The following is a 21,629-nucleotide window of genomic DNA, read 5'->3' as shown; positions in this document are numbered from 1 at the left end:
ACAATCGCTGACCGGAGTATCGAGGGGCCCGGACAGGGGGCGCAAGAATGCCTTTCGGCCACGCGGGTCACACACGCCTCCGGCCCCGGGAGCCGTGGGGCTGCCGGGGCCGGAGGGACCTCTCGCGGGTCAGGCGTCGATCCGGTTCCGCTCCCCCGCCGGGACCGCCACGGAGAGCGTGTTGCCCGGGGGCGGGAACGGGCAGATGAAGTGATCGGCGAAGGCACACGGCGGCAGCAGCGCGCGGTTGAGGTCGACGCTCACGCTGCCGTCGGCGGCGGGCGCGCCGGGGCGCAGGAAACGGAAGCGGTAGCTACCGTTCCCGCTGGTCGCGTCGGCGAAGACGGCCCACAGCGACCCGTCGGGTTCGACCGCGACCTGGAGCGTGTGCTCGTCGCCGTCCACCGTGAAGGCGATCTCGCCGCCGAGCCCGAGACCGCGCTCGACCCCGTCCGCGTTGACCACCCGCACGGTCCGGTCGTCGCCGTAGGGACGGAAGGTCCCCGGCAGCGCCCAGCGGGGGTCGTACGGGGTGGCCTCGATGGTCGAGAAGGCGTGCCGGGCCGGTGATCCCGGGTCGAAGTCCCGTACCGCCCACAGCCCTTCGCGGCGGAGCACCACCAGCCGCCGCTCCCCCTGCGCCACCCGGGAGTCGTCGATGGCCCCCCGGTCCGCGCCGAGCCCGACCTCGCCGGTCAGCGGCTTGCCGTCGACGACGACGCCCTCCTCGGCGGCGGCCGTGAGGACCACCTCGTCGCCGTTCTCGCGCCACTGCCCCGGGACGGCCGGAATTCGCCCTTCCGGGTAGTCGGAGAGCCAGTGGGTTCCGGTCAGGGAGAGAGGGCCGTACGGGGCGGCGACGGCGACGACGCGCCCTTCGTGCCACCGCTGCCAGTCCTCTGCGGCGTCCGGCCCGCCGCCCCGCTCCTGCTGCTGTGCGTCCGTGCTCATGCGGTCAACCTTTCCATACCGGCTCCGGGAGGCCGAGGTGCGACCGCAGCGTGGAGCCGGTGTATTCGGAGCGGAACGCTCCGCTCTCCTGGAGGAGCGGGACGACCCGGTCGACGAAGTCGTCCAGGCCGCTCGGGGTGAGATGGGGGACGAGGATGAAACCGTCGGCGGCCCGTTCGTCGACGAAGGCGGTCAGCTCCGCCGCGACCGTCCGCGGCGAGCCGATGAACGACTGCCGGGTGGTCGTCTCGATGACCGTCTGCCGGAGGGAGAGCCTCTTGGCCTCGGCGAGCGCGCGCCAGCGGGCGACGACAGCGAAAGGATCCCCGTACAGGACCCTGCCCTTGACGAGGCCGGAGTCGATGACGGGGTCGATCTCGGGGAGCGGCCCGTCGGGGTCGTACGCGGAGAGGTCGGTGCCCCAGAGCTGTTCGGCGGTGAGGATCGCGTTCTGCGGGGAGATCTGCTGCCGGCGGATCTCGGCGGCGTGCTCCTGGGCCTCGGCGTCGGTGTCGCCGGTCACCACGGTGACGCCCGGCATGATCTTCAGGTCGCCGGGCTCCCTGCCGTACGCCGCGAGCCGCGCCTTGACGTCGGTGTAGAAGGCGCGGCCCGCCTCCAGGGTGCCGTGCCGGGTGAAGATGACGTCTGCGGCGGAGGCGGCGAACTCCCGGCCCTCGTCGGAGTCCCCGGCCTGGATGACCACCGGGTGGCCCTGTGGCGAGCGCGGGACGGTGAACTCGCCGGAGATCGTGAACTGCGGCCCCTCGTGGGCGAAGGGCCGTGACGCGCCGTCCGGCGTCCAGGAGTCCCACAGCTCACGGGCGGTGGCGACGAACTCGGCTGCCCGGGTGTACCGGTCGCCGCGGTCGAGATAGCCGCCCCGCCGGAAGTTCTCCCCGGTGAAGGCGTCGGAGGAGGTCACCACGTTCCAGGCGGCCCGCCCCGCGCTGAGGTGGTCGAGGGTGGCGAGCCGGCGGGCGAGTTCGTACGGCTCGTTGAAGGTGGCGTTGACGGTGGCGGCGAGGCCGAGCCGGTCGGTGACGGCGGCCAGCGCGTTCAGCACGGTCAGCGATTCGGGCCGGCCGACCACGTCGAGGTCGTGGACTCGGCCGTTGTGCTCGCGCAGCCGCAGTCCCTCGGCGAGGAAGAAGAAGTCGAACTTCCCGCGCTCCGCCACCCTCGCCAGCTGCTCGAAGGAGGAGAAGTCGATCTGGCTGCGGGAGCGGGGGTCGGCCCACACGGTGGTGTTGTTGACGCCGGGGAAATGGGCGGCGAGGTGCATCGGACGGGGCACGGTCAGACCTCCTTCGTGGTGGTCCTGGCGGCGGCGTAGCGGCTCGCGGGACGCACGAGCCCCAGGTGTTCGCGCAGGGTGCCGCCGGGGTGGAAGGTACGGAAGAGGCTGCGGTGCTGGAGGAGGGCCACGGTGCCGTTGACGATCCTTTCGAGGTCGCGCTCGGGGGTGATGGGCGTGAGGTGGAAGCCGTCGGCCGCGCCGGCCCGGTGCCACTGGGCGATGAGGTCGGCGAGGTCGACCGGGCCGCCCCGGAAGTAGGTGCCGCGCCCGGCGAGCCGCGGTCCCTTCTCCAGACCGGGTTCCGGCGCGGTCTCCAGGTCGCCGAGGTCGACGGTCAGCGCGACCAGCACCCGCAGCGCCCTGGGGTCGCGGCCGTGGGCGGCGGCCTTGGCCCGCACCTCGTCGCGGACGGCGGCCGCCTGCTCGGGGGTGGTGGCCCGGACGTGGACGACATCGGCGTGCCGGGCGGCCGCCTCGCGGGCCGGGCCGCTGGTGGCGTCGATGACGGTGACGGGGCGGCCCTGCGGCGGGCGCGGCACGATGGCGGGGCCCCGTACGGAGAAGGTGGCGCCCTCGAAGTCGACGTAGTGCAGCTTGTCCCGGTCGATGAAGCGGCCCGTGGCGGTGTCGCGGATCTCGGCGTCGTCCTCCCAGCTGTCCCACAGCCGCCCGGAGACGTCGGCCACTTCCCCGGCCTCCTGCCACAGGGCGGCGGGCGGTGCCGCGGGGCGTCGGCCGAAGAGCCGGGCCTCCGCCTCGGTGGTGGAGACGTCCGCGCTCCAGCCGGCGCGGCCGCGGCTCACCCAGTCCAGGGTGGCGACGGCCGAGGAGACGTGGAAGGGCTCGGTGTGGGTGGTGGTGACGGTCGGGACGAGGCCGATGCGGTCGGTGGCGGGCGCGACGCGGGCGAGGACGGCGAGCGCGTCGAGTCCGGGGCGGGCGAACGAGTCGCCGAGGGTGACGTAGTCGAGCGCGCCGTCCTCGGCGAGCCGGGCGAGCCGGAGGTAGTGCCCGGCGTCGTAGCGCGGGGGGCCGCCGATCTCGGCGGCCAGGTGGAGGGAGGCAGGGGCGGACATACGGGAACCTCTCGGGTCAACGGTCGGTCGGGGGCGCCGCGGAGGCCCGGGGGCAGACCCGGCGGGCCCTGGGGATGTCCTGCCGGTCTGGACCGGCCCCGATCGGCAGGACACTCCCCGGTTCGGCTCGGTCAGCTCTTCGTCTTCGGCAGGCCGGGCGGGTTGATCTCCGACTTCTCCACGGCCTCGCCGCCGAGCCCCCAGCGCCCCAGGACCTTGCCGTACGAGCCGTCCTCGACGATGTGGTCGATCGCGGCGGCGTACGCCTCGACCAGGCCGCTGCCCTTCTTCGTGGTGGCGGCGATCTTGCCCTGGAGGCCGCCACCGGCTCCGGAGATCTGTCCGGCGATCTCGCTCTGGCCGGACGTCGCGACGTGGTAGGCGGCGGACGGGCTCGGGCCGAGGTGGGCGTCGATGCGGCCCGACTGGAGGGGGAGGTAGTAGTCGTTCTCCTTCTGGAAGTACTTGATCTCCACGGGCTCGCGCCCGGCCTTGACGTTCTCCTCGCTCCACTCGACGAGGATCTTCTCCTGGTTGGTGCCGGAGGAGACCGAGATCGTCTTGCCGGCGACGTCGGCGGGGCCCTTCACCTTCCAGCCGGAGCCCTTCTTGGCCTCGAAGGCGATGTTGTCGAGCCGGTAGGTGGCGAAGTCGTACTTCTCCTTGCGCTCCTCGGTCACGGTGACGTTGGAGAGGACCCCGTCGAACTTGGAGCTGTCCAGGCCGACGAAGAGGTTCTCCCAGGAGACCTGCTCGAACTCCGGCTTGAGGCCGAGGGTGTCGGCGACGAGGGTGGCGATGTCGATCTCGGAGCCGATCCGGGTCCTGTCGTCGGTGGCGTAGAAGCCGAGCGGCGGCACGGCGTCCGCGCTGGCCCCGATCCTCAGCGTGCCGCGCTCGCGGATCGCCTCGGGGACGAGGGCGGCGACGGCGTCCACCTTCTTGCCTCTGAGGCGGTCCTGGTCGGGGCTGGTGTTGACCCCGGTGTTCTTCTTGTCCTTGGACGCCGCCACGTCGGTGGAGACGTCGGGGTCGCCGCAGGCGGTGAGCACTCCGGTGGCGGTGAGCGTGGCGAGGGCGACGGTGATGCTGCGGCGGACGGACACGTACGTACTCCTGGTGGATGAGGAATGCATGAGGGCGGGTCAGAGAACCTTGGAGAGGAACGCCCGGGTGCGCTCCTGGGTGGGGTGGTCCAGCAGGTCGGCGGGCGGGCCCTGCTCGACGATGCGGCCCTCGTCCATGAAGACGACGGTGTCGGCGACCTCGCGGGCGAAGCCGATCTCATGGGTGACGACGATCATCGTGGTGCCGCCGTGCGCCAGGTCCTTGATGACGTCGAGGACCTCTCCGACGAGTTCCGGGTCCAGTGCGGACGTCGGCTCGTCGAAGAGCAGGAGCCTGGGCTCCAGTGCCAGGGCGCGGGCGATCGCGACGCGCTGCTGCTGGCCGCCGGAGAGCTGGCCGGGGTAGGCCGCCGACTTGTCGGCGAGTCCGACCCGCTCCAGCAGCTTCTCCGCCGCCTCGACGGCCTCCTTGCGGGGGCGGCGCAGCGCGGAGACGGGTGCCTCGATGATGTTCTCCGACACGGTGAGGTGCGGGAAGAGGTTGAAGTTCTGGAAGACGAAGCCGATCTTGGTGCGCTGGCGCAGTACCTCGCGCTCGCGCAGCTCGTAGAGTTTGTTGCCGTCCCTGCGGTAGCCGACCAGGGTGCCGTCCACGCTGATCCAGCCCTGGTCGACCTTCTCCAGGTGGTTGATGGTGCGCAGCAGGGTGGACTTGCCGGAGCCGGAGGGGCCGAGGATGACGGTGACCTCGCCGGGCCGCACCGAGAGGTCGATGCCGCGCAGCACCTCCAGGGAGCCGAAGTTCTTGTGCACGGAGCGGATTTCGACCATGGCATCGCTGGGTGCGCTCATCGCACGGCCCCCTTGGCGTAGTGACGTTCGACGTAGTACTGGACGATCGAGAGGACGGTGGTCAGGAGGATGTACCAGGCGGTGGCGACCATGAGCAGCGGGACGACCCGGCCGCTGCGGCCGTAGACGACCTGGACCTGGTAGAAGAGCTCGCCGATCGCCATGACGGAGACGATCGAGGTGCCCTTGAACAGCGAGATGATCTCGTTGGCCGCGTTGGGCAGGATGGAGCGCATCGCCTGCGGGAGCACGATCCGCCGCAGCTGCCGGAGCTTCGGGATGCCGAGGGCGGCCGCCGCCTCCAACTGGCCGCCGCCGACGGCCAGTACGCCTCCGCGCACGATCTCCGCCGCGTACGCCGCCTGGTGCAGCGCGAGGCCCAGGACGGCCGCGCTGACCGCGCCGACCAGGTTCATCGTGTCGAAGGTGAAGAAGCCCGGCCCGAACGGGATGCCGAACTGCAACTCCTTGTAGAGGTAGGCGAGGTTGAACCAGAACAGCAGTTGCACGATGAGCGGGATCGAGCGGAACGCCCAGATGTAGCCGTACGCGACCGTCCTCAGGAACGGGCTGGACGACAGCCGCATGAACGCCAGCACGATGCCGAGCGCGAAGCCGAGGACCGTTCCGTAGAAGGTCAGCTGGAGGGTGAGCCAGACCGCCTTGAGGATGACCGGTGCGGAGAAGAACTGCGCGAAGACGTCCCACTCCCAACCGGGGTTGGTGACCAGCCCGTTGATGAACTGGGCGACCAGGACGGCGGTCACGGCGACGGCGACCCAGCGCCAGGGGTGGCGGACCGGGACGACCGTCAGCGCTCCGTAGTCGGTGCCGGGATCGGCGGCCTTCGGAGCGGGTGGGCCGGCGGCGGCCCCGGCGGGTGGGTCGATGGGTGGATCGCTGGTCAGCGACATGAGTGGAGTCCTTGGGCGCGGTGGCGGCGGTGGTACGGGAAGGGGCGGGCGGTCAGGAGGCGAGGCCCCGCTGACGCCCCCGACAGGAGAGGTCGCGCAGGAAGGTGAGCGCGGCGCGCGCGGCGGCGTCGTTCTGCCGGAAGGCGGGTCCGCCGGTACGGGGCCGGGTGAAGGCCCCGCTGTTGCGGGCGGTGGTGAAGGGGCCCAGTGCGAAGCGGCGCGGGTGCGGGCGGCCGGTGCGGTCCAGCACCCGGCTGTCGGCCGGGTCCACGGAGAGCAGTCCGGTGTCGGTGACGGCGGCCCCCTCGTCGCGCAGCGCGCGCAGCAGGGGGCTCGCGGTGTGCCGGAGCGAGGGGTCGGGGAGACGGGCCTCGACCAGGGCGCGGGCCTCGGTGTGCGCACCGGGGACGGAGGCGCCGGTGGCCCGGAAGAGGCCGTGCTCCTCGTCGGTCTCCACGGTGAGGTCCGCGCCGAGGAAGCGGACGACGCCGGCCCGGGAGAGGGCCAGGAGCTGCTGGAGCCGGGGCCCCGGCGGACCGGAGGCCAGATAGCTGAAGAAGCCGTGCCACCAGCCGCCGATGTCGCCGAGCCGGACGAGCTGGGCGTAGGCGGTGAGCAGCCCGAGGAAGACCGCGAGATCCTCGCTGTGCGACGGGTCGTGACGCCGGGTCAGGTCGGCGGTGATGTAGTCGCGCAGGGCTTCCTGGAGGGCCTCGGGCGATGCGTGGCGGGCGCCGTCGAGGGGCCGGTCCAGGGCGTCGAGGTCGAGCCGGTCGGCGGGGTCGGGCACGGCCTCGGCGATCAGCCCGGCCAGTTCGGGGCTGTCCGGGTCGGCGGCGGCGTACTTCTCGGCGAAGACCTCGTGGGCGAGGGCGGTGCGCTCGGGGTGGGCGGTGAACAGCCGGTGGTAGTGGGCGTGGCCGAGTTCCTTCGTGACCGCCGGCCAGACATCGCGCCGGAAGTCGAGCGGCCCGGGCCTGCTCAGCAGCTCGTCGGCCCACCTCTGGTCCAAGTACCGCGGCGGCGGCGGGCGTTCGCCGGTCCAGCCGTAGCCGATCTTCGCGTGGTACGGGACACCGCGCCGCGATCCGACGTACAGCACGGGTTCACGGCCCGATGGCAGGTAGACCCCGTTCTCGTGGCGTCCGCCGCGTCCCTCGGTGAGCAGGACCATCAGATCGATGAAGGCGAGCCCGAAGCCCCGGACGATGACCGGTTCCCCGGGGCGCAGGGCGTCGAGGTCGCTGTCGGCGGTGAAGTCGGGCGGCAGGTGCACCAGGTCGTGCCGCCGGGCGAAGGCGCTCAGCCGCTCCTGCTCGGGCTCCTCCTCGGCGTCGAGGTGGCCCACGGTCAGCACGACGAGGTCGGCGAGCAGGGGTTCGGCGCGGTCCTGGAGCCGGACGCGCTGGCGGCCGCCGCGGGGTCCGGTGACGCCGAGGGCGGTGGTGCGATGCTCGTGCACGGTGGTGCCGGGCGGCAGGGCGGCCAGGGCGCGGTCGTAGGTCCAGCGCAGATAGGCGCTCTGGAGTCGCCGGGAGGGGAAGTCCGTGCCGGCGAGTCCGTGTATCTCGGCCACCACGGCGGGGTCCGCCGAAGGGACGACGCGGCCCGCGCGGACGTCCTCGGCCCAGGCGTCCAGGGCCGGTCCCGGCACGACGGGGCCGGCCAGGTCCACCGTCTCGTCGGTGAACATGGTGACGTCCTCGGCCATGGAGTTCATCCACAGCAGCGGCGACTGGTCGGGCCGCCAGATCCGCCCGCCGCCCGCCGGGTAGGGGTCGACCAGATGGATGTCCAGGCGCTGATTCCCGTACAGCTCAACGGCGTTGGCGGCGATGCGCTCGATGACGCCGGTGCCGCGCGGGCCGCCGCCGATCACCACGACGCTGGGTACGGAGCTCATCGCGCACCCGCCGTGCCGCGGGCGTAGTACCGCTCCACGTAGCGCTGGCCGATGCTCAGCAGCGTGGTGACGGCCGCGTACCAGAGCGTGGCGACGAGCAGCAGCGGGATGACCTGGTAGGTGCGGTGGTAGACGAGCTGGACGGAGTACAGCAGGTCCTGCACGGCGATGATGCTGACGATGGAGGTGCCCTTGAGGGTGCCGATCAGCATGTTCCCGGCCGGCGGCACGATGGAGCGCATGGCCTGCGGCAGCACGATGCGCCGGAACCGCCGCCAGGGGCCGAGGCCGAGGGACTGGGCGGCCTCCACCTGCCCGCGCTCGACGGAGAGGATCCCGCCGCGCACCACCTCGGCGGCGTACGCGGCCTCGTGCAGGGTCAGGCCGATGACGGCGATGGTGACCGGGCCGAGGAGGCTGACGGTGGAGACGCCGAGGATCTGCGGGTACAGCGCGCCGATGTTGAACCAGAACAGCAGCTGAACCAGGATCGGCGTGGACCTGAAGAGCCAGACGTAGCCCCAACTGACCGCCTGAAGAACCGGGTTGCCCGATAGGCGCATGACCGCGAGCAGGGCTCCCAGCACAAAGCCGAGTACCACGACCACCGCGGTGAGCCAGAGCGTGAGCCAGAGCCCGCGCAGGACGGGGACGGTGCCGAAGTAGGAGAGCACGACGTCCCACTGGAAGGCTTCGTTGCGGATGACCGAGTTCAGCGCCAGCGCGAGCAGCACGAGAACGGCAACAGCCGCTGTCCAGCGGCCTGTTCGGCGTACGGGGACGATGCGCGGGACCGCGTCGGCATCGTCCTTGACGAGCGGCCGGGGGGAGGGAGGGGGCAGCGAGACGGTCTGCGGGGGCATGCGGGAGCTCCGTGGATGCTCAGATCGAACACGGGGCGTGCCTCACACCGGAAACCACACATGGGCCGGGCCCCTCAGCGCCGGTCCATGGGTCCGAGATAAGCGGCGTGCGCGGGGAGTTGTCAAGCCTGTCCACACTGTGAGCTGTAGATCTCACCTCGGTTGACGCGCACTCGGATGCCTGTTCCACTTGGCCCATGCATTCGCAGCAGTGGCTGGTCACCCGCTCCCACATCGACTTCGGTCGTGTGTGGTCCTCTTCCTGTTGAGCTGACTCCCTGCTGTCCGGCTTTACCTGCTCACGCCCTGTTTTTCGGCGTTCGAGCCCCGTTCCTCGCGTGACTTCACCTTCACCACACCGCTCCGCCCTCCCCTCGCACCGCTGAACACATCCGCCGTCCCCCCGTGCCCGCAGGTGGCCCGGGGCGGTCGGCCCATCCCGACGAACCCGGAGAGCACAGCCATGCCCAGATCCCGACATACCGCCCTGTTCACCCTGATCACCGTGGCCGCGCTGACCCTCACCGGCTGCGCCGAGCCGACGGAGGCGGCGGACGGCGGGCCGGACAAGGAAGCGGCTCGGGCGAAGACCCCGACGACGGACGTGGTCTCGAAGGTCCGCAAGGACGAGGCGGCGGCGAAACTGCTGCCGGCCGGGGTCCGGGAGGCGGGCACACTACGGATCGCCGCCGCCATCGGCACCCCGCCCGGAGCCTTCTACGAGCAGGACGGCACCACCCTGGCCGGCGCGGACATCGATTTCGCGGACGCGGCGGCCCGGGTGCTCGGGCTGAAGCTGAAGCGCGAAGTGGCGTCGTTCGAGGCGATCCTGCCGGCGCTGGGCAGCGGAAAGTACGACCTGGGCACGGGGAACTTCGGGGTCACCGACGTACGCCGCAAGACGGTGGACTTCGTGACGTACATCAACGACGGGCAGGGCTTCGCGGTCCGCGAGGACAGCGAGTTGAAGAAGGTCACCGACCTCACCCAGCTGTGCGGGCTGAACGTGGCCACCGGAGCGGGCACCACCTTCGAGGTGACGCTCCAGGAGAATCTGCCCCGGTGCGCGGAGGCGGGCAAGAAGCCGTACGAGGTCAAGACGTACGCCGACCAGAGCGCCGTCTGGCTCTCGCTCCAGCAGAACCGCAGCGATGTGGTGATGTCCACGATCAACGGGCTGCGCTACGGGGTGAGCCAGCAGGAGGGACTGCGCTTCCTCAACGAGTTCAAGCGGCTCGACGTGGGCTTCGCGTTCAAGAAGGGCACCCCGCTGGCCCCCGCCTTCCAGGCTGCGGTCAACCGGCTCAAGGAGGACGGGACCTACGACCGCATCCTGAAGAAGTGGGGCACCACCGAGTCCGCGATCTCGGCCTCGGAGATCTCGCCGCCCGAACTGAAGTGACCTGACGTCGGCTCCGCCCGCCGCATCGGCGGGCGGAGCCCGTTCAGCAGTCGCAGCCGCAGGACTCCCCGCAACAGCAGCAGCCCTCGCCGCAGTCGCCGCAGCAGCTGCAGGCCTCGCAGCAGTCGCCGCAGCTCTGGCACGGCGACTGCCGCTGCTCCCTGCTCCAGGGGTCCTCGAAGCTCCCGCAGCACATCTGGCAGGTGCAGGCGAGCCCGGCCCAGACCAGGCATCCGGCGATCAGCCCGCGCCGGTCGCGGGGCGGGCGCGGCGGAGGCGGCGAGCCCGGGCCGCCGGGCGGCGGACCGTACGGATGTCCGGGCGTCGGACCGTACGGCTGACCGGGCGGCGCGCCGTAGGGATTTCCCGGCGGCGGCCCGAAGGCACCCTCGGGCAGCTGAAGCCCCTGCTGACCCTGGTGGGAGCAGGAGGCGGTGCCGAACGCCCGGTCGACCGAGCGCCGCAGCTCATGGGCGAGGAGGACGTGGACGAGCTTGCCGTCGGTGAACTCCGCCTCCCGCAGGGCGAGCCGCACGCCGTGCAGCGCGTCGTCGCAGAGCCGGCGCGCCTCGGACAGCGGGGTGCCGGTGGCGGTGAGCGGGTTCCAGGCGCCCGACGCGGCGTCGGCCTCCTGGTCCTCCACGGCGTCCAGGAGATGGGCGAGCCGTCCGAAGAGCCGGCCGGCCTCCGCGAGCGGCGCGGCGTTCTGCGGCTTCCCGGCAAGAACGGCGGTGTGCGCGAAAGCGGCCGCGGTGGCGGTCTCGGTCGGTTCGGTGACCGTCAGCAGCGGGGTGCCGGGCCCGGCGAGCGTCTCGATCCCGGTCTGCCGGTCGACCGCGTCGACCAGGAGGGCGGTGTCGAAGCCGAGGGCCGCCCCGGTCCGCGCGCCCGCCCGGTCCCACCCGGCGGCCACCCGGCGCGCGGCGGCGGCGACCGGGCGGCGGGCCAACAGCCCGTCCCGGTCGGCGACGTGGTCGCGGACCTTGGCCGAGGCGAGGACGAGCGAGACGGCTGCGGCGAGCCGCGCCCCTTCCCCCTTGGCGACGGGCGCGGTGCGCATGGCGCGCAGCGGGCAGGGACCGGCGGTGCGGCGACCCTCGGGCACCCGGCCCGTCTGAGCCTCCGTCAGGACGGAGACGATCAGGCCGTCATAGTTCGTGACGATACGAGCGAACTGTCCGTGATCCGCCCTCAGGGCCAGGCACAGACCGCAGAGATGGGCCATCCACTCGACCCTGAGACCTTCGGAGAGCCGATGGGTACAGGGCCTGACGATTCCGAACACGACGATCCCCCGGGAGCCGTTCAGCCGGTGCGCGACGCTCGCGCACCAAAGCGTCGTGCATCGTATCGAGTGACCCGTTCACCCGTACGTCCCCCGGATCACCCGTACGGCCGGAGCATCATATTTTCCTTCTACAAGCCCCCTTATGCGGGAGGAACCCTGACGAATCGCCACATCTTCTGCACCAGTAGCGTCACGAATCGCCTGCGAGCCGACTATCTACTTGGCGCGGTATCCGCATCATGGACGACCATAGGGATACGAAAGAGATGCGGAACACCAAGGAACCGCGGTGAGAGGAGGCGTCCATGGGATCGGTGCGCAAGGCAAGTGCCTGGCTGGGCCTCGTAGAGGACAACGACGAGCGGTACTACGACGACGAGTACGCCGAGGGTGCGGAGACCGGTACGGGCAACCAGGCCTGGGTCACCGACCCACGGGTGCAGGTGGCCGCGGAGACGGCCGAGGAGCGGGACCGCCGGATCGCGACGGTGACCCCGGACAGCTTCCGGGACGCACGCGCCATCGGCGAGCTCTTCCGGGACGGCGTCCCGGTGATCGTCAATCTCACGGCCATGGACCCCGCCGACGCCAAGCGCGTGGTGGACTTCGCCGCAGGGCTGATCTTCGGCCTGCGCGGTTCAATCGACCGGGTGGCCACCCGCGTCTTCCTGCTGTCCCCCGCCGACACCCAGGTGGTGGCGGGCGAAGCCGCCGGCCGCAAGGCCGACGGCTTCTTCAACCAGAGCTGAGCAGGGCGCTCGCCGGAAAGATCCGGTCAACGCATCCGGCCGGCGCGCGCGTACCGGCGCGTCCCGTTCACCGGAAGGCGTCGAGACCGGTGAGCGCCTTGCCCAGTACCAGCTGGTGCATCTCCACGGTTCCCTCGTAGGTGAGCACCGACTCCAGGTTCGTGGCGTGCCGCATCACCGGATACTCCAGCGAGATCCCGTTGGCCCCGAGGATCGTGCGCGAGGTGCGGCAGATCTCGATCGCCTCCCGCACGTTGTTGAGCTTGCCGAAACTGACCTGCTCCGGCCGGAGCCTGCCCGCGTCCATGCGGCGGCCCAGGTGGTGGGCGAGCAGGATGCCCTTGTGCAGCTCCAGGGCCATGTCCGCCAGCTTGGCCTGGGTGAGCTGGAAGCCGCCGATCGGCCGGCCGAACTGTTCCCGGTTCCTCGCGTAGTCGAGGGCCGACTCGAAGCTGGCCCGCGCCGCGCCCATGGCGCCCCAGACGATGCCGTAGCGCGCGTGGCTCAGACAGCTGAGCGGACCGCGCAGCCCGCTCGCGTCCGGAAGCACCGCGTCGGCGGGCAGCCGCACCTCGTCCATGACCAGCTCGCTGGTGACCGAGGCGCGCAGCGACCACTTGTGGTGGATCTCCGGGGCCGAGAAGCCGGGGGCGTCGGTCGGCACGACGAATCCCCGGATGCCCCGCCCGTCCGCGCCCTCGTCGGTCTGCGCCCAGACGACGGCGACCCCGGCGACCGAACCGTTGGTGATCCACATCTTGCGGCCGGTGAGGATCCAGTCCTCGCCGTCGCGTTTGGCGTACGTCCGCATCCCGGCCGGGTCGGAGCCGTGGTCGGGCTCCGTCAGGCCGAAGCAGCCGATGATCTCGCCGGACGCCATGCCGGGCAGCCACCGCTGCTTCTGCTCCTCGGAGCCGAAGCGGTGGATCGCGTACATGGCGAGCGACCCCTGTACGGAGACGAGTGAGCGGATCCCGGAGTCGGCGGCTTCCAGCTCCAGGCAGGCGAGCCCGTACTGGACGGCGCTCGCCCCGGCGCAGCCGTACCCGTCCAGCGACATACCGAGCGCGCCCAGCGCGCCGAGCTCCCGGGCCAGCTCCCTGATTCCGGGCAGCTCGCCCTTCTCGTACCAATCGGCGATGTGCGGCAGGACGCAGTCGGTGGCCCAGGTGCGGACGGTGTCGCGGATCGCGAGGTCGTCGGGGCCGAGCAGGTCGTCGATGCCGAGGGGATCCGACGCGTCGAACGGCGGGAGCTTCGACGGCTTCGGTGACTCGGTGCTGGACATGAGGGTGCCTCCGGCGGCTCGCACGGTGCTCGGAGGGACCGGGAGACGCCCGCCCTCCGAAAACTAGCAGTGGTAGTCAGGGCGTCGTGCTGACGTTACGGCTCAGTGTGCCGCTCGTCCAGAGCCGGTCGCCTCGGCCGGCTCGCGCCGCGCGGGCACCATCGGGCGCGGGGCCGGGCGGTCCGGCCCGGCCGGCCGGGCGGCGCCGGGGACCCGGTGTTCGACCGCCCCGTACGAGGAGGCCCCGTACGAGGAGGCCGTGGACGCGGAGGCCGTGGACGCGGCGTCGTCGGCCTCGGCCCGGCGACATGCCTCCTTCGGCGGGCAGTCCATGACCTTCGGCAGCCGCAGGGCGGCCAGCGCCCCGAGCAGCAGCAGCCCCGCGCTGACGAACAGCGTGACGTGGAGTCCGCCGATGAAGGCGTGCCGGGCCGTGGAGCGCAGCAGGTCGCCCATCGGGCCGCCCAGTTGCGCGGCCACCTGATAGGCCTCGCCCAGCGAATGGGAGGCCTCCGCCCCGGCGCGGGCGGGGACGCCCTTCTCGCGCAGACCGGCGAGGCCGGGGGCGTAGGCGGCGTTCATGACACTGCCGAGCAGGGCGATGCCGAGGCCCGCGCCCAGTTGGTAGGAGGTCTCCCCTATGGCCGCCGCGCCACCCGCCCGCTCCGGCGGGGCGTCGCTGAGCATCGACTCGTACGCCCCGAAGAGCGTGGTCTGGAGGCCGAAGCCGAGCAGGACGAAAGCGCAGGTCAGCAGGGCGGGACGGTCGTGCTGGCCCATCGAGGTGAGCAGCAGCACCGAGGTCGCGGTGAGGACGAAGCCCCAGCCGACCATCCGGCGCGGCCCGACCCGGCGCAGGGTGTGCGAGCCGGTGGCGCCCGCGGCCATCGCCGCGAAGGTCAGCGGCAGCAGCCGCAGCCCGGTCTCCAGCGGGCTGAGCCCCAGCACCAGCTGGAGGTACTGGACGGCGATCAGCTGGAGGCCGACCAGCGCCAGCATGGCGAGCACGATGCAGCCGACGGCGGTGGAGAAGGCCGGGCGGGCGAACATCGAGACGTCGATCAGCGGATGCCTGCGGCGTTTCTGACGGCGTACGAAGAGGATCAGGAGCGCGAGCCCGAGGGCCAGCGGGCCCAGCGAGACCGGATCCAGGAGCCCCGCGCCGCTGCCCAGACGCTTCACGCCGAGCACGACGCCGAGCACTCCCGCCGCGGCGGTCAGCGCGCCCAGCACGTCCCACGGGCCGTCGTCGCCGCCACGCGACTCGGGCAGCAGCCGGCGGCCCAGCGGCAGGATCACGGCCATCAGCGGGATGTTGATCAGAAAGACCGAGCCCCACCAGAAGTGCTCGACCAGGAAGCCGCCGACGACCGGTCCGGTGGCGGCGCCGACCGCGGCGACCGCGGTCCACACGCCGATGGCGAGCGCCCGCTCCCGGCGGTCGGGGAAGACCTGGCGCAGGATCGACAGCGTGGCGGGCATGATCATCGCGCCGCCGACGCCGAGGAGAGCGCGGGCCGCTATTAGTACGGCCGGGGTGTCGGCCGTCGCGGCGAGCGCGGAGGCGACGCCGAACAGCGCGTAGCCGAAGAGCAGCACGCGGCGTCTGCCGATCCGGTCACCCAGCGTGCCGAAGAGGATGAGCAGCGAGGCGCAGACGAGGGGGTAGGCGTCGACGATCCACAGGAGGGCCGTTCCGCTGGGACGCAGGTCCTCGGTGACGGCCGGAACGGCGACGTGGAGCACGGTCGCGTCGAGTGCGACGACCAGGAGACTGAGGCAGAGGACCACGAGGACGACCCAGCGGTTGGCGTCGTCGGCGGCCTTGCGCAGCCGGACCCCGGCCGTGGTCGTCCCGGACATCTGCATACCTCCCGATGAGTCCCTCGCGCTGGGCGGCCCGACGGTGACGTGGGGTGCGCGTCCCCAGGGCCTGTCGTCGGACTGCCGTCGTCGACCGAAGGGCGGCCGGGCGACGTCCGGTGCGTGCGATCGCCAGGCGCCGGAATGGTCTCGTAGCGGAGCTACTAGGGCATTTCGGCAACGCCGCGAGCGTGCGTGCCAGACACCGCCCGGCAGACGGCAGTCCGACGACAGGCCCTGGGGCCCGGCATCGACGGGCGAGTGAGCCGTCAGCGTACGCGAGTCCGGCGAGGTCACCTGTGGTCCACGTCATACCGCGCTCCGCCGCACAGTGTGGCGTACGCCCTTCCGGAACCGGCCGGGGGCTCCCGCCCGAGGAGCCGTGACGCCCGCCGTGACGGGGGTCCCGGCGGGCGTCGAGGGGCGCGACGCGACGGCGCGCGCCTCCCCCGAATGGCGGGATCAATTGCCGCGGATTCCGGTGCGCCTCTTTTTCCGAGAGATCAAACACGCTTACGAACGGAACCGACGGGCAATTGGCCACAAGATCACGGAGATTCTTCTCCGCGCCCGGAAAAGACGCCGTTCCGAGACGAAGTCCACATCACATCGTCATCACAAAGAGCCCGGATTGGCCTGCTCACACACTCACTCGCTGTAACGTCGATTGGGTGCGTACCGACATCTTTGCCCGGCTGGACCGGGAGCCGGAACCGCCGAAGATAGTGGCACCGCGGATGAGCCGTCACCGCATCGCCCTCTTCGGCGGGACGTTGGCGTTCTATCTCGCCCTCGTCTGGGCGGTGCTGATCACGTCCTGGCTGGTGGCCCTGGACTGGAAGGTCATGCTGTTCCGGCCCTACCAGCAGTGGCCCGAACTGCACGCCTTCCTGGACTACTACGTCGTGCTCGGCCAGCGCGGCCCCACAGCGGTGATGGTCGCCTGCTGGCTGGGCTGGCGCTCCTGGCGTCAGCACACGCTCCGGCCGCTGCTGGTCCTCGGCACGTCCCTGCTGCTGCTCAATGTGACGGTGGGCGCGGTCAAGCTGGGGCTCGGGCGGCTCGGCCCGCACTACGCGACACAGATCGGCTCGGCCGAGATGTTCGCCGGCGGCGATATATTTCCCTCCGGGCACACCGCGAACGCCGTCGTGACCTGGGGAATCCTCGCCTATCTGGCCACCACGCCACGCGCCAGGCGCTATCTGTCGGCGGTGTCCGCGACGGTCTCGCTGGGCGTCGGCCTCACCACCGTGTACATCGGTACGCACTGGCTCAGCGACGTCGTGCTGGGCTGGGCGGCCGGGCTGCTCATCCTTCTGGCGCTGCCCTGGTTCGAGCCGCTGATCGCCCGGACCGAGGCCTGGATCTTCGCGATGCGCGAGCGGTGGCGCGAGCGGCGCGACGGCGCCCGCCCGGCACCCATGGCCGGGACCGGGTCAGGGTCGGAGCCGCAGCCGGTCCTGCTCCCGCAGTCGATGGCCGGCGACGGTCTCGCCGCCGAGACCGTGACCGCCGCGGCCGAGCCGGTGCTCCCCGCGGGACATCCGGCCCCGGGCGCCAGGGCGCGGGCCCACGGCGGGCACCCCGCGCGTCCGGGCTCCATGCCGGTCGCCCCTGCGGGCGTCCGCCGTCCGCCGCCGCACACGGAGCGGGGCGCGCGCGGCACCGGCAGCCCGGCGCGTCCGATGACCGGCGGCTGACCCCCGCTCCCCCGCGAACGCGGGGACGGGGTGCGCGCACAGCCTCACCCACACGCACCACACCGAAGGCCCCGACCGCGGTCGGGGCCTTCGGTCGTCGGGGGGCCCGGTGCGGCTTGGGGCCCGGTGCGGCTTGGCGGGTCACCCCTCCCAGCAGCGCGTCACCGTGTCGTCCTCGACCTGGAAGTTGATGCGGCCGTGACGGAACTCCATGGTGAGGAACGCGCCCGGGGGAACGGCCCGGACCGTGTCCCAGCCGCGGCTCCTGGCCTGTCGCTCGGCGGCGTCGGCGGCGAGACCGACGTACGACTCGGCGGCGTCGTCCGGCTGGGCTGGAGGGGTCGGTAGAGATGCCATGCCTTCACCGTAGGCGGCCCCGGACCGTGACGGAAGGCCGGGCCTGGAGGGCGTTCCCCTGCATCCCCACATGCCGTGGCGGTCACGCTTGTGTCACAGGATCCCCACACGTGTATACGCGGTCCTATTCACTCGAACGGCCCGATCGGAAGCATCGGCGCCCATTAACGGGAAACCCCGTCCACCGGCGTGAGGGGGGTGCCTGAAGCCTTCCGGAATCATGGGATGACCTGCTTCTTTTCCCATCGGCGGGGAGGGCCGCCCGAATGGCCGGGACACCGGAAATTCCCGCCCCCGTAAACCGGCCTTTCCTTAACCGCACGCTTCTCCCACCCGCCCGCCGGGCGCGGAACGGCGGGCCCGGCAACACACCCGGAGTCTCACGATCCGTCGAGCGCGCGCGTGAGCCGGTCCCTCGCCTCTCCCATGACCTCGATCAGCTCGGGCGGCTCGATCACCTCGAAATCGATCCCCATCATCAGCACGTGGATCACCAGCACGGTGAGGTCCGGCGCGCCCGCGGTCAGCCGGCAGGTGTCCGCGTCCACGGCCTCCAGCACCCCGGCGGACGGCGACACCCGCCGGGCGGCCTCCGCCAGCGGGGCCTTCAGCAGGACCACGGCCCGCGCCGCGTACGCCGAGACCGCGACGCCCCGGGAGACGTACTCCGCCAGATCGTTGGCCGGCGGGGGGCGGGGGACGAAACGGGGGCCGTGCGGCGGGGTCGGGGTGATCCGGTCCACCCGGAAGGTACGCCAGTCCGCCCGGTCCGGATCCCAGGCCACCAGATACCAGCGGTGCTCGGTGCAGACGAGCCGGTGCGGCTCCACGGTCCGGCGCGAGACCTCCCCGCCGTGGCTCCGGTAGGCGAACCGGAGCCGCTCCGCGTCCCGGCAGGCGGCCGCCAGCTCGGTGAGCACAGCGGGGTCCACGGCGGAGTCGTCCGCCCCGCGCAGCATCGGCACGGTGAACGCGCCGAGCGCGCTCACCCGGCGGCGCAGCCGGTTCGGCAGCACCTGTTCCAGCTTGGCCAGCGCGCGTACGGAGGTCTCCCCGATGCCCTCGATGCCGTGCCCGGCGGCCGTGCGCAGGCCGACGGCGACCGCGACGGCCTCCTCGTCGTCCAGCAGCAGCGGCGGCAGCTCGGCGCCGGCCCCGAGCTGGTAGCCGCCGCCGGTGCCCCTGCTGGCGTTCACCGGATAGCCCAGGTCGCGCAGCTTGTCGACGTCCCGGCGCACGGTGCGCGGGGTGACGCCGAGCCGGTCGGCCAGATCGGCGCCGGACCAGTCCCGGTGGGCCTGGAGCAGTGAGAGCAGGCGCAGCAGTCGTGCCGAGGTCTCCAACATGCGGGTGAGTCTGCCAGGGATTGCGGACAGCTCCGGTCCGCAATCCCCTCGGCCGCAATCCCCTCGGCTCGCGATCCGCTCCGCCCGCGAGCCCTCCGCCCGCGAGCCCCTCCCTCAGCGGTCCGCCGGTCCGGGCTCCAGCCGGAGACAGAGGTCGTTGTCGGCGGTGTAGCAGGGGGTGGCGAGCACTCCGGGGGCCGGCGCCCGGGTCGGGTAGACGAAGGACTTGTTGCGGGACCAGACGTCGTCGAGGATGCGGGAGATCCTGACCCCGGGCGCGCCCGCCGCCGGGACCAGCCACAGCTGCCAGAGCTGCGCCCCGTCCACCGGCCCCTCGGCCGGCGGGCCGTAGGGCAGGGTGAAGGCGAAGGCGCCGGGCGGCCCGTCGGCGGGGGTGAGCGGGAAGCGGTGCGCCCGGTCCCGATCCCCTGGCAGCCGGGCCTCCACGGCGGCCCCCTCCCCCACGGCGACGCCGTACAGCACGCCCTCGACCGTCATGCCGGCCGGGCCGACGACGACGGCTCCCGCCTCGGCGTGCGGGGCGCGGACCCAACAGCGCAGGGCGAGCCGGCCGTCGGCGGTCGGGTAGGGAACCCGGGCGCTGACGCTCGTGGCTCCGGTGTCCGGGCTGCGGTCGACGAGGGCCCGCAGGTCCCGCAGCCCCGGCTCCACGGTCCGGGCGGTCTCGGATCCCGGCTCCTCGACATAGGCGTCCCAGCGCCCCTCGGACAGTTCGGTGGAGGCCGGGAGCACCGCCCGCAGCCGCCCGGGGCCGGACCCGCTGAGCGGGATCCGCACCGTGCCGCCGGGCCTGCCGCCGGCCGCGCCCCGGCGCCGCAGGAGCAGCACGGACGCGGGGGCGGGGGCCGGGGCGGTCAGCTCGAAGGTGAGCGTCCCGGCCGGATCGGCGGCGCAGTCGGCCCGTACGGCGGCTATGGCGGGGGTCATGCGGCCCTTCCCTTGCGGAGCGCGTCGGCGGCTTTGTAGCGCAGGGCGTAGGCCCCGTCGAGGACGCTGCCCCGGGTGCGGTGCAGCGCGGTGCGCAGGGCGCCGTGCCCGTGCCCCTGGGCGCCGCGGGCGACCAGTTCGGTGAACAGGCTCTCGTGTCGCTCGGCGATCCGCGCCGGGTCGAAGCGGGCCGAGGCGCTGAGCGCGGCCCCGCCCATCCGGTGGCGCAGTTCGTCGTCCTCGATCAGCTGGAGCAGCGCGGCGGCGATCGCGTCCGGGTCGCCGACCGGGACCAGACGCCCGTCGACGCCGTCCTCGACGATCTCGGCCGGTCCGTGCGGGCAGTCGGTGGCGACGACCGGCAGACCGCCGCGCATCGCCTCGACGATCGTCATGCCGAAGGACTCGCGGTCCGAAGTGACGGCGGCGATCGACCCCTTGGGCCACTCGGCCTCCATCGGGTTGGCCGAGCCCATCAGGAACACGTGGTTGTGCAGGCCGAGTTCGTCGACGAGGGTGCGCAGCGACGCCTGTTCGTCGCCGGTCGCGTCCCCGCCGCCGTAGATGCGCAGCCGCCAGTCCGGGCGGGCCGCGGAGACCTGGGCGAAGGCCCGCACCAGGAGGTCGTAGCGCTTGACCCGGTGCAGCCGGCCCGCCGCGACGACCCACTTCAGGTCGCCGCTCGCGGGCGGACAGGCGGGCTCGGGAACGGCGTTGGGGATGGCCTCGATCCGCACGCCCGGCAGCTTCAGCCGGCTTCGGTAGTCGTCCGCGTCGGCACGGGTGACGGTGGTGAGCGCGTCGAGCAGGGTGTACCGGTGGGCGATCTCGCGGCGCAGCCGGTAGTTGTGGCTGTCGAGCGTCAGGTGCTCCTGTCCGACGCGCACCGGTCCGCGGCGGGTCCCCCGGCTGAGGTGCACGTTGAGCCCGGGGCGGGTGCCGACGACGACGTCCGCCTCGGTCGCCCGGAGATGGGCGGCGATGCGGGTGTCGGTGAGCCTGCTGTACTGCTTGTGCCTGCTGTCCCCGCGCGGGAACACCGCTGCGGGCCGGGCGTGTTCGGGGTCGCCGCCGTCGTACGTGGCGCTCTTCTTCCGCAGGTCCACGAGGTGGCGCAGCGTCACGCCCTCGGGTGCGCCGAGGACGGGGGCGTCACGGTGCCGGAAGACGGACACGATCTCGACGTCGTGCTGCTCGGCGAGCGTACGGGCGAGCGTGAACGTCGTCCGAATGGTTCCTCCGATTCCGTAGGCATTGTGCAGAAGAAAAGAAATATGCATGGTTTCGCTGTTTCCCCTGTCGGCCGGCCTTGTCAAGTCTGCGCTTCCCGGCGATTTTCCGCCCGAAATACACCGGGAAATCCCGGAGCATCCGCGACATCCCTCACGGTATGCCCGCCCCACCGTCGAACCGCCGCTGACCTGCGGGTTCCGGAGGCATTCAATCCGGATAGCCGCAGGCCCCGGAAGTAACGGGACCGCGGGTGCGGGCCACCGGTGCGGTAACCGGGACGGCTACCGCCACCCGTTCACCAAGACTTTCCTCCGAGCTTGACGTAGGAGAATGCCGAGAGGTTGCCTGCTCCCCGGTAAAAACTTCCCCGCCGGAACGCGGGAGCCGTACGTCGACTGCTCGACGTACCGATGTGTCGACCTGTGCCGCACTTCCGTGCGCCCCGGTGCGTGACCCCGGCCACGGATCCCGCGTTGTCTCTTCATGGAGCCCGGGAACCACCCGGCCCACGCACCGAGTTCGAGGA

18 protein-coding genes are annotated in these 21,629 nt (G+C 72.1%); 3 read left to right on the top strand and 15 right to left on the bottom strand.

Features of this window, described 5'->3' with window-relative positions; all coding sequences use genetic code 11:
- Nucleotides 1-129 precede the first annotated feature (129 nt).
- The 8 genes from ACIQRW_RS22540 to ACIQRW_RS22505 all read right to left on the bottom strand — a co-directional run bounded on the left by ACIQRW_RS22540 (nucleotide 130) and on the right by ACIQRW_RS22505 (nucleotide 8,926).
- Entirely contained in the window at nucleotides 130-951 is an 822-nt protein-coding gene (locus ACIQRW_RS22540) for a DUF1684 domain-containing protein (protein ID WP_403763131.1), read from the bottom strand.
- Between the two features lie 4 nt (nucleotides 952-955).
- Nucleotides 956-2,236, bottom strand: a complete 1,281-nt coding sequence (locus ACIQRW_RS22535) for an NtaA/DmoA family FMN-dependent monooxygenase (protein ID WP_403763605.1) — start codon at nucleotides 2,234-2,236, stop codon at nucleotides 956-958.
- A gap of 14 nt (nucleotides 2,237-2,250) precedes the next feature.
- Complete coding sequence (locus ACIQRW_RS22530; RefSeq protein WP_403763128.1) at nucleotides 2,251-3,327, bottom strand: LLM class flavin-dependent oxidoreductase; 1,077 nt, start codon at nucleotides 3,325-3,327, stop codon at nucleotides 2,251-2,253.
- 131 nt (nucleotides 3,328-3,458) lie between these two features.
- Entirely contained in the window at nucleotides 3,459-4,433 is a 975-nt protein-coding gene (locus ACIQRW_RS22525) for an ABC transporter substrate-binding protein (protein WP_403763125.1), read from the bottom strand.
- A gap of 39 nt (nucleotides 4,434-4,472) precedes the next feature.
- Complete coding sequence (locus ACIQRW_RS22520) at nucleotides 4,473-5,225, bottom strand: amino acid ABC transporter ATP-binding protein (protein ID WP_403763602.1); 753 nt, start codon at nucleotides 5,223-5,225, stop codon at nucleotides 4,473-4,475.
- A gap of 17 nt (nucleotides 5,226-5,242) precedes the next feature.
- Entirely contained in the window at nucleotides 5,243-6,160 is a 918-nt protein-coding gene (locus ACIQRW_RS22515; protein ID WP_403763122.1) for an amino acid ABC transporter permease, read from the bottom strand.
- 52 nt (nucleotides 6,161-6,212) lie between these two features.
- Nucleotides 6,213-8,063: an FAD/NAD(P)-binding protein gene (locus ACIQRW_RS22510; protein ID WP_403763119.1), complete on the bottom strand. Its 1,851-nt coding sequence runs from the start codon at nucleotides 8,061-8,063 to the stop codon at nucleotides 6,213-6,215.
- Nucleotides 8,060-8,926, bottom strand: a complete 867-nt coding sequence (locus ACIQRW_RS22505; RefSeq protein ID WP_403763116.1) for an amino acid ABC transporter permease — start codon at nucleotides 8,924-8,926, stop codon at nucleotides 8,060-8,062. Before ACIQRW_RS22505 ends, ACIQRW_RS22510 begins: the two co-directional genes overlap by 4 nt.
- 463 nt (nucleotides 8,927-9,389) lie before the next feature.
- Here ACIQRW_RS22505 and ACIQRW_RS22500 point away from each other — a divergent pair, with 463 nt between their 5' ends.
- Nucleotides 9,390-10,328, top strand: coding sequence for an ABC transporter substrate-binding protein (locus tag ACIQRW_RS22500; protein WP_403763113.1), 939 nt, complete (start codon nucleotides 9,390-9,392; stop codon nucleotides 10,326-10,328).
- A 43-nt stretch (nucleotides 10,329-10,371) separates the two neighbouring features.
- On the opposite strand, the gene ACIQRW_RS22495 is transcribed toward ACIQRW_RS22500, so the two are convergent.
- Nucleotides 10,372-11,613: a DUF5685 family protein gene (locus tag ACIQRW_RS22495; RefSeq protein WP_403763110.1), complete on the bottom strand. Its 1,242-nt coding sequence runs from the start codon at nucleotides 11,611-11,613 to the stop codon at nucleotides 10,372-10,374.
- A gap of 308 nt (nucleotides 11,614-11,921) precedes the next feature.
- Between ACIQRW_RS22495 and ACIQRW_RS22490 the strand changes: the two genes are divergently transcribed.
- The gene (locus ACIQRW_RS22490) at nucleotides 11,922-12,365 is read left to right on the top strand and encodes a cell division protein SepF (RefSeq protein ID WP_073745575.1); all 444 of its coding nucleotides are present in this window, start codon (nucleotides 11,922-11,924) and stop codon (nucleotides 12,363-12,365) included.
- 67 nt (nucleotides 12,366-12,432) lie between these two features.
- Here ACIQRW_RS22490 and ACIQRW_RS22485 read toward each other — a convergent pair whose 3' ends face one another.
- Complete coding sequence (locus tag ACIQRW_RS22485) at nucleotides 12,433-13,653, bottom strand: acyl-CoA dehydrogenase family protein (protein ID WP_403763107.1); 1,221 nt, start codon at nucleotides 13,651-13,653, stop codon at nucleotides 12,433-12,435.
- 102 nt (nucleotides 13,654-13,755) lie between these two features.
- Entirely contained in the window at nucleotides 13,756-15,516 is a 1,761-nt protein-coding gene (locus ACIQRW_RS22480; protein WP_403763104.1) for an MFS transporter, read from the bottom strand.
- A gap of 671 nt (nucleotides 15,517-16,187) precedes the next feature.
- On the opposite strand from ACIQRW_RS22480, the gene ACIQRW_RS22475 reads away from it, so the two are divergent.
- A complete protein-coding gene (locus tag ACIQRW_RS22475; protein WP_403763101.1) occupies nucleotides 16,188-17,219 on the top strand; it encodes a phosphatase PAP2 family protein in 1,032 nt (343 codons plus the stop codon).
- 141 nt (nucleotides 17,220-17,360) lie between these two features.
- On the opposite strand, the gene ACIQRW_RS22470 is transcribed toward ACIQRW_RS22475, so the two are convergent.
- The 4 genes from ACIQRW_RS22470 to ACIQRW_RS22455 form a co-directional block, all read right to left on the bottom strand.
- On the bottom strand, nucleotides 17,361-17,576 hold the full coding sequence (locus ACIQRW_RS22470; RefSeq protein ID WP_403763098.1) for an I78 family peptidase inhibitor: 216 nt from the start codon (nucleotides 17,574-17,576) through the stop codon (nucleotides 17,361-17,363).
- A gap of 380 nt (nucleotides 17,577-17,956) precedes the next feature.
- Entirely contained in the window at nucleotides 17,957-18,922 is a 966-nt protein-coding gene (locus tag ACIQRW_RS22465) for a helix-turn-helix transcriptional regulator (RefSeq protein WP_403763095.1), read from the bottom strand.
- A 114-nt stretch (nucleotides 18,923-19,036) separates the two neighbouring features.
- A complete protein-coding gene (locus tag ACIQRW_RS22460) occupies nucleotides 19,037-19,870 on the bottom strand; it encodes a transferase (RefSeq protein ID WP_403763091.1) in 834 nt (277 codons plus the stop codon).
- Nucleotides 19,867-21,150 carry a glycosyltransferase family 4 protein gene (locus ACIQRW_RS22455; RefSeq protein WP_403763088.1) on the bottom strand — a complete coding sequence of 428 codons (1,284 nt, stop codon included), beginning with the start codon at nucleotides 21,148-21,150 and terminating at the stop codon, nucleotides 19,867-19,869. Before ACIQRW_RS22455 ends, ACIQRW_RS22460 begins: the two co-directional genes overlap by 4 nt.
- Nucleotides 21,151-21,629: the final 479 nt, after the last annotated feature.

It is taken from the genome of Streptomyces sp. NPDC091287 (assembly GCF_044768525.1).
In the GTDB taxonomy this organism is placed as follows: Bacteria; Actinomycetota; Actinomycetes; order Streptomycetales; family Streptomycetaceae; genus Streptomyces.
The sequence above is the reverse complement of the archived record's forward strand: the minus strand, read 5'-3'. Positions and strand labels throughout refer to the sequence as shown.

Bases quoted from the DNA above. Each gene is read 5' to 3' on its own strand.
- ACIQRW_RS22540 (WP_403763131.1), bottom strand. From the start codon at position 951: ATGAGCACGGACGCACAGCAGCAGGAGCGGGGCGGCGGGCCGGACGCC.
- ACIQRW_RS22535 (WP_403763605.1), bottom strand. From the start codon at position 2,236: ATGCACCTCGCCGCCCATTTCCCCGGCGTCAACAACACCACCGTGTGG.
- ACIQRW_RS22530 (WP_403763128.1), bottom strand. From the start codon at position 3,327: ATGTCCGCCCCTGCCTCCCTCCACCTGGCCGCCGAGATCGGCGGCCCC.
- ACIQRW_RS22520 (WP_403763602.1), bottom strand. From the start codon at position 5,225: ATGGTCGAAATCCGCTCCGTGCACAAGAACTTCGGCTCCCTGGAGGTG.
- ACIQRW_RS22515 (WP_403763122.1), bottom strand. From the start codon at position 6,160: ATGTCGCTGACCAGCGATCCACCCATCGACCCACCCGCCGGGGCCGCC.
- ACIQRW_RS22510 (WP_403763119.1), bottom strand. From the start codon at position 8,063: ATGAGCTCCGTACCCAGCGTCGTGGTGATCGGCGGCGGCCCGCGCGGC.
- ACIQRW_RS22505 (WP_403763116.1), bottom strand. From the start codon at position 8,926: ATGCCCCCGCAGACCGTCTCGCTGCCCCCTCCCTCCCCCCGGCCGCTC.
- ACIQRW_RS22500 (WP_403763113.1), top strand. From the start codon at position 9,390: ATGCCCAGATCCCGACATACCGCCCTGTTCACCCTGATCACCGTGGCC.
- ACIQRW_RS22490 (WP_073745575.1), top strand. From the start codon at position 11,922: ATGGGATCGGTGCGCAAGGCAAGTGCCTGGCTGGGCCTCGTAGAGGAC.
- ACIQRW_RS22485 (WP_403763107.1), bottom strand. From the start codon at position 13,653: ATGTCCAGCACCGAGTCACCGAAGCCGTCGAAGCTCCCGCCGTTCGAC.
- ACIQRW_RS22480 (WP_403763104.1), bottom strand. From the start codon at position 15,516: ATGTCCGGGACGACCACGGCCGGGGTCCGGCTGCGCAAGGCCGCCGAC.
- ACIQRW_RS22470 (WP_403763098.1), bottom strand. From the start codon at position 17,576: ATGGCATCTCTACCGACCCCTCCAGCCCAGCCGGACGACGCCGCCGAG.
- ACIQRW_RS22465 (WP_403763095.1), bottom strand. From the start codon at position 18,922: ATGTTGGAGACCTCGGCACGACTGCTGCGCCTGCTCTCACTGCTCCAG.
- ACIQRW_RS22460 (WP_403763091.1), bottom strand. From the start codon at position 19,870: ATGACCCCCGCCATAGCCGCCGTACGGGCCGACTGCGCCGCCGATCCG.
- ACIQRW_RS22455 (WP_403763088.1), bottom strand. From the start codon at position 21,150: ATGCATATTTCTTTTCTTCTGCACAATGCCTACGGAATCGGAGGAACC.